6 protein-coding genes are annotated in these 5,913 nt (G+C 60.8%); 5 read left to right on the forward strand and 1 reads right to left on the reverse strand.

Translation table 11 applies throughout. The features are described from left to right. Positions 1-547 (reverse strand): GntR family transcriptional regulator (locus WB528_RS15975; protein ID WP_423889380.1); only part of this gene is annotated, 547 nt, incomplete at its 3' end. A gap of 192 nt (positions 548-739) precedes the next feature. Here WB528_RS15975 and WB528_RS15980 point away from each other — a divergent pair. From WB528_RS15980 to WB528_RS16000, 5 genes are read left to right on the forward strand one after another with little or no spacing between them, the layout of a single operon-like run. Continuing rightward, complete coding sequence (locus WB528_RS15980) at positions 740-1,987, forward strand: ABC transporter substrate-binding protein (RefSeq protein WP_423889381.1); 1,248 nt, start codon at positions 740-742, stop codon at positions 1,985-1,987. Positions 1,988-2,003: 16 nt separating this feature from the next. Then, on the forward strand, positions 2,004-2,873 hold the full coding sequence (locus WB528_RS15985; protein WP_423889382.1) for a branched-chain amino acid ABC transporter permease: 870 nt from the start codon (positions 2,004-2,006) through the stop codon (positions 2,871-2,873). Next, the gene (locus WB528_RS15990; RefSeq protein WP_423889383.1) at positions 2,870-3,859 is read left to right on the forward strand and encodes a branched-chain amino acid ABC transporter permease; all 990 of its coding nucleotides are present in this window, start codon (positions 2,870-2,872) and stop codon (positions 3,857-3,859) included. Before WB528_RS15985 ends, WB528_RS15990 begins: the two co-directional genes overlap by 4 nt. A gap of 12 nt (positions 3,860-3,871) precedes the next feature. Next, on the forward strand, positions 3,872-4,615 hold the full coding sequence (locus tag WB528_RS15995) for an ABC transporter ATP-binding protein (RefSeq protein WP_423889384.1): 744 nt from the start codon (positions 3,872-3,874) through the stop codon (positions 4,613-4,615). Next, positions 4,616-5,320: an ABC transporter ATP-binding protein gene (locus WB528_RS16000; RefSeq protein ID WP_423889385.1), complete on the forward strand. Its 705-nt coding sequence runs from the start codon at positions 4,616-4,618 to the stop codon at positions 5,318-5,320. Positions 5,321-5,913 lie beyond the last annotated feature (593 nt).

Below are 5,913 nucleotides of genomic sequence, written 5' to 3' on the forward strand. Positions count from 1 at the left end.
ACCTGATACCGTAGACCTTCTGTGCCAGCAGATCGATGGTCTCGATGAGGCAGGCGTTGCCGCACAAGCCGAACAGAACCTGGTGAAAACTGAGGTTGCTGTAAAACACCGTCAGTAAATCACCGGCAGCAATGGCTGCGGTATGCCGGCGCTGCAATTCCTCCAGCCGCTCGACGCTATGGACTGCGACCGGGAACGGAATGATGCTGATCGCCATGACCTCCAGCTGCTCCCGGACGGCATAGATTTCCCGCACCTCCCTTGGAGTCAGGCCGCGGACCAGCGCGCCGCGGTTTGGAATGCGCTCCACCAATCCTTTTTTCTCGAGTTCGAACAGTGCCAGTCGAACGTCACCGCGGTGCGTCTGAAACCGCTCGCAAAGATCCAGCTCCACCAGCCGCTCCCGCGGCTGGCGCCTGCCAAGGACAATGTCCTCCTCAATCCGCTTGGAGATGACAAGCGCCGCAGGTTCGCGAGCGCGCGCCGCCGAAGCCTCGGAAGACTTGGGGACACGCAGTATCGTACGTTTGGCTGTCTTCCCGACCATCATCTTTCCGGTTTAGCGTCTCTTACCCGCAGGCGCGGGTTTACGAAAATCGAGCCCGCGGCGTTTCGGCCGCCAATAAAATTGATAACAGTATTGTAAACAATATTGAAGGCAGTTACCATCCCAAAAAATACGCGCTAAGAAACACGCGAAACGCAGACGGCAATAACAGCCGCAGAGAGGGAGGAATGCATGAAACAAGCGGACAAGAATTCCGCCGGTAAGGGCGAACGGCGGACGCCGTCGAAGCGGCAAGGCCGCCGCGAATTTCTCATTAAATCGGGAGGCCTGCTTGCGGCCGGCGCGTTCGGTGCGGTGCCGTTGCGCGGATGGGCTGCGGAGCCCGTCAATATCGGCGCGCTTTATCCGACCACCGGCAGCATGGCGCAGATCGGCGTCGGCTGCGTCGCCGCCGCCAAGCTCGCCGTCGACATGGTCAACGACGCCGGCGGCATCAAATCGCTCGGCGGGGCCAAACTAAACCTGATCATTTCCGACGTGCAGAGCGACACGACGGTAACCCGAACGGAAACCGACCGGCTCATTACGGGCAACAAGCTCTCGGCGATCCATGGATGCTATGCCAGCGCCCTCACCTTGATCGCGAGCGAGGTGGCGGAACGTGCCAAAGTTCCGCTGATCACGGGATCGAGCTCGGACCAGCTCAACAAGGGACGCACCTATACCTTCACGCCGTTTGCGCGCGCTTCTCAATTTGCCCGCGCGCAGTTACAGATGTCCAAGCTCGTCAGCGACACGCCGAAAGTCGCGGTGATTTTTGAAAACACCGCCTTCGGCACCTCGACATCGAACGGCCTGAAAGAACAGGCGCCTGGCGAAGGCGTCGAGATCGTGATGTTCGAGCCCTACTCGGCCGGCTTCACCGATGCGAGCCCGCTGATCAACAAGGTGAAATCCTCGGGCGCAAACACGCTGTTCTCGGTCTCCTATCTCAACGATCTCATTCTGATCGTGCGAACGGTTAAGCAATTCGGCCTCAACATCTCGATCAACGGCGGCTCTGGCGGCTTTGTCATTCCGGATTTCTACAAAAATGTCGGAAAGCTCGCCGAAGGCCTGCAAGGCGTGGCGCACTGGAACCACGACGTCAGCCCGGATGCCCAGAAGGTGAATATCGAATTCAAGAAGCGCACCGGCGATTTCGCGTTCGAATATGCCGGCGGCCTGGTCGCGCAGACCTTCATGCTGGCGGACGCTCTTGAACGCGCCGGCTCTGCCGATCCCCAAAAGGTGCGCGCCGCGTTGTCCACCCTCGACGTTTCTTCCGGCTATGCGGCGATGGCGCCCGGCGGAAAGGTCAAGTTCGGCCCCGACGGCAAGAACATCTACGGCCATCCGGTCGGCGTGCAATGGCAAAACGGCGATCTCGCCAGCATCTTCCCGAAGGAAGACGCCCGCGCGCCGGTGATGAAAATCTAAAGCCGGCCAAAATCAAATGTTCGAGACAGTGGCCCAGGCCGTCATCAACGGCCTGCTTATCGGCGGAATCTACGCGCTCGTCAGTATCGGCGTCACGCTGATCTTCGGCGTCGTCAAGATCGTCAACTTCGCCCAGGGCGAATTCGTGATGATCGGGATGTATATCTCTTTCTTTCTCGCCAACCAGTTCGGCATCGATCCGCTGCTGTCGTTGTTCGTTTCGATGCCTACCCTGTTCGTGGTTGGCGTCCTGATCCAGCATTTCCTGATTCGAAGGGTGCTGGGGCCGAACGACATGCCGCAGATTTTCCTTACCTTTGCGCTGTCGCTGCTGCTGCTCAATCTGGCGCTGATGCTGTTCACCGCCAATTATCGCACTGTGCACACCTTTTATTCCGACGAAGCCTTCCATGTCGCGGGGCTCTATATCCCGGTTGCAAAGCTGATTGCCTTCGTCGTCGCGATGGTGCTGAGCGGCCTGCTCTGGCTGTTCCTGCACTCGACCGACCTCGGAAAAGCCATGCGCGCCGCCTCGCAGAACCGCGACGTGGCGATGCTGATGGGCATCAACCCCAATAGAGTGTTCTGCGTCGCGCTCGGCATCGCGCTGGCGCTGGCGGGCGCCGCCGGATCGCTGTTGATGCCGTTCTACTCCGCCTATCCCTTTGTCGGTCAGGTGTTCGTGTTGATGGCCTTTGTCGCGGTCGTGCTGGGCACGCTCGGCAATGTAATCGGCGCCCTGATCGCAAGCCTGATGATGGGCGTCGCCGAGTCGCTCGGCATTCAATATGTCGGCGCCGACTCCGGCCTGATCGTGGTGTTTGCCATGCTGCTGCTGACGCTTGCCTTCAAACCGACGGGCCTCGGCGGAGGTCGAGCGCGATGATGAAAAGCTCAAACGCGCGAAACGTCATTCTGCTGGCGATCGGTCTTGCGGTTCTCATTGCGCTGCCGACGGTGGTGAAAAGTTCGTTCGCGATCGACATCTTCATCCGGATCTTGCTGTTTTCCTTTATCGGCTCTGCCTGGAATCTGATGGGCGGCTACGCCAAGCAGTTGTCGCTTGGACACGCCGCTTATTTCGGATTGGGCGCCTACACCTCGACCATCCTGCAGATCGATTTCAACATCTCGCCGTGGATCGGAATGATCGCCGGCGGGGTGGTGGCGGCGCTGGCGAGCCTGCCGATCGGCTGGCTGTGCTTCCGCCTGCGCGGCCCCTATTTCACCATCGCCACCATCGCGACCGCGCAAGCCCTGATGCTGATCTTTCTCAAGTTTCGCGACTTCGCCTGGGGCGCCGAGGGCACGACCATCCCCAATCTCGGCGCCGCGCCGCTGATGATGCAGTTCGAGAACAAGAGCTTCTACTATTATGTCGTCCTTGGCCTGCTCCTGGTCGCGCTCGTCATCACCTGGCTGATCGAGCGCTCCTGGATCGGATATTACCTCGTCGCCATCGGCGAGGACGAAGACGCGGCCGGAGCGATCGGCGTCAACGCGCCGAAAATGAAGCGCGACATCTACATGATCAGCGCATTCCTGACCGCGATGGGCGGAACGTTCTACACCCAGTACATCTACTTCATCGATCCCGCGACCGCCTTCTCCTTCAATATCTCGATTGAAGCCGCACTGGTCTCGATCGTCGGTGGCATCGGGACGCTGTGGGGGCCGCTGATCGGCACGGTGTTGCTGGAGACCACTTCGACGCTGCTGCAAAGCTGGCTCGGCAGTTCGATCGGCGGCGTGCAACTGACCGTTTACAGCCTGATCCTGATGGCCGTGATCCTTTGGCGCCCGACCGGGCTGATGGGCATGATCGAGGAGTTGCGTCAACGCTATACCGGCCGCGCGCCGGCGCGGGCGTAAGGGGGCAATCCCATGGCAGACGCGCTCGTCATCAGCGGCCTCAGCAAGCGGTTCGGTGGCTTGCGCGCTGTGCAAGATGTCAGCTTCACGGTGAAGGAAAACGAAACGCTCGCGCTGATCGGACCGAACGGCGCCGGCAAGACCACGAGCTTTCACCTCATCACCGGGTTTCACCGGCCGGACTCTGGCTCGGTGAAGGCGTTTGACCGCGAAATCGTCGGCCTCAAACCTCACAATATCTGCGCCCACGGATTGGCCCGCACCTTTCAGGTCGCCAAGCCGTTCGGCGCCATGACGGTGCTTTCGAACGTCATGACCGGCGCATTCCTGCGCGACAAGAACACAGCGGTGGCGCGCGAGAAAGCGCGCGAGGCGATCGACTTCGTCGGCCTTTCCGCAAGGGAACAGACGGCCGCCAAGGACCTGACCACCATCGACCAGCGCCGCCTTGAGATGGCCCGCGCGCTCGCCACCGAGCCACGGATTTTGCTGCTCGACGAGGTCATGGCCGGGCTTAATCCGGCCGAGATCGATCAGGCAGTCGCGCTGATCGGCAAGCTCTCCGGCAAGGGGCTCACCATCGTTATCGTCGAGCACGTGATGCGCGCGATCATGGCGGTCGCCCGTCACATCGTGGTGCTCGATCACGGCCAGAAGATCGCGGAAGGCTCGCCGAAGGAGATCGTGGAAAACCCGGAAGTCATCCGCGCCTATCTCGGCTCCTATGTGCATCCACCGGCGGCAGGAGGAGCATAGGTGCTGAAACTCGAAAACGTCAGCGCCAGTTACGGCTCGGTGCCCGCCATCTCGAATGTCTCGATCGAGATAGGTGCAGGCGAAGCGGTCGGCCTGCTTGGCGCCAACGGCGCCGGCAAGAGCACGACCCTTCGCGCGATCTCCAGCCTCGTGAAACTGACCTCCGGCACCGTCAGCCTCGATGGCCGCAGCCTTGCATCGCTGCCGCCGCATCGAATCCCGGAACTGGGCATTGCGCACGTGCCCGAGGGCCGTCAGGTATTTCCGGAAATGACGGTGAACGAGAATCTCGAGATCGGCTCCTACGTGCCAAAGGCGAAGGCCGCACGGCAGCAAACGCTCGAACTGGTCTACAGCATCTTCCCGCGGCTGGCCGAGCGGCGAAAGCAACTCGCCGGCACCATGAGCGGCGGCGAACAGCAGATGCTGGCGGTCGGCCGCGGGTTGATGCTCAAGCCACGCCTGTTGATGCTGGACGAACCCTCGCTCGGTCTTGCCCCCGTCATGACCGATGTGACATTCGAGAAGATCGGCGAAATCCACAAGATGGGCACCGCGATCCTGCTGGTGGAGCAGAATGTCAGCCGCGCCTTGTCGCTGGTGCAGCGGGCTTATGTGCTGGAAAGCGGCAACGTGATCATGAGCGGCACCAGCGCGGAGCTCGCCAACAACAAGCAGGTGCAAGCGGCGTATCTCGGGATTTAGCGGGACATTCTGCCCGCCTCGTCGTGCCAGGCTTTGTGCCGGGCATCCACGTCTTGTTTGATGCAGGAGACCTAGATGGCCGGGACAAGCCCGGCCATGACGAGCCCAACCGAACAGCTTAATTTAATTTCAGATTCAGTTTTCAAACAGCCACGTTTCAAACCGTCATTGCGAGCGAAGCGAAGCAATCCATCGTTCCGCGCTAAGAAGGAATGGATTGCTTCTTCTCGGAGCCTGTCATCGGGCGCGCATTCGCGCGACCCGTTGGCTCCACCGCAATGACGTCGCGACACACACCTTCGCGATCTCGCGGCGCGTTTCGCCCGAGTCTTGCATTAGTCTCTCGCCCGAAAGGGCGCAGGGAATGCCGGGCGCTCGCTGCGCCCGCAGCCTTGTGTGCGAGATGAAAAAGCACACAAGCATAGTCACTACGGTCACACCGGAAACGCCCGGCATTCCCCGCGCGATGGTTTTAACGGCTTCCTTCGCGCTCTCCTCGGTGACCGGGCTTTCTTGCCACCGTTGCGGGCCACGATGCTTCAGGCATCGTCGCCAACGTGACGCCAGCGTCGGGGCGTCAGGACCACACGACT

This window comes from Bradyrhizobium sp., assembly GCF_049586575.1.
GTDB lineage: Bacteria > Pseudomonadota > Alphaproteobacteria > Rhizobiales > Xanthobacteraceae > Bradyrhizobium.